Below are 944 nucleotides of genomic sequence, written 5' to 3'. Positions count from 1 at the left end.
CAACTCGGGGTCTGGACCCACCTGACCGCCACCTACAACGCCGCCACCAACACCATGGCCCTCTACGTCGACGGCAAGCTGCGCGGTAGCGCGCGGCACAACGCCGCCGTCACCTGGCCTGCCACCGGCAAATTCGTCGTCGGCAGATTCCTCAGCAACAACCAGCCCGCCGCCTACTACTCCGGCCAGCTCAGCAACCTGCAAGTCTGGGACCGGACGCTGACACCCGGCCAGGTCGGTGCCGACGACACCCAGCGCAGCGGCCGGCTGAGCCCGCTGGGCGCGGCGACCTTTGTTCCGCCCGGAGAGACCCAGGCCCGGACCGACATCTACGGCGCCGACACCGCCGGCAACCTGTGGCGATACCGGAAGAACGGCAGCGGTCTCGCCTCCGGGCAATTGCTGGCCACCGCGTGGGGCCAGTACACCGGCTTCGGCGTTGCCGACTGGAATCACGACGGCTACCAGGACCTCCTCGTCCGGGAGGGCGCGAGCTGCAAGCTGAAGGCGTTCCTCGGCGGCCCGGACGATCTCAGCCCCGAACCGGTCGAGATCGGCGTCGGCTGGTGTGGCTACACCCCATACGGGCTCGGCGACTGGAACAAGGACGGCCACCTGGACATCTTCGTCAGGTCAACCGTCGACAGTGCGCTGTACGTGTATCCCGGTGACCTCACCGGCGGCGCGGCCGGGCGGCTCCAGGTGGGCAATAGCTGGGCGCCGGACGTCACCCCCTACGGCGTCGCCGACGTCACCTCCGACGGCACGCTCGACATCGTCGCCCGACTCGGCAACGGCACCCTGCAGATGTACGCCGGCATCTACGGCTCCGGTGTCCAGATCGGCACCGGCTGGCAAGCCTTCACCTCGTACGGCCTCACCGACTTCAACGGCGACAACCGACCCGACATCATCGCGGCGAACAGCACCACGGGGATCCTGTG

1 protein-coding gene is annotated in these 944 nt (G+C 68.5%); it reads left to right on the top strand.

The window, feature by feature from the left end:
- A partial coding sequence (locus ACFOX0_RS34195) for an FG-GAP-like repeat-containing protein (protein ID WP_377553833.1) occupies positions 1 to 944 on the top strand: 944 nt, incomplete at both ends.

This window comes from Micromonospora zhanjiangensis (assembly GCF_042650605.1).
GTDB classification, from domain to species: Bacteria; Actinomycetota; Actinomycetes; order Mycobacteriales; family Micromonosporaceae; genus Micromonospora_J; species Micromonospora_J zhanjiangensis.
Note: the sequence above shows the minus strand (reverse complement) of the source record. Positions and strands in the feature narration are given on the sequence as shown.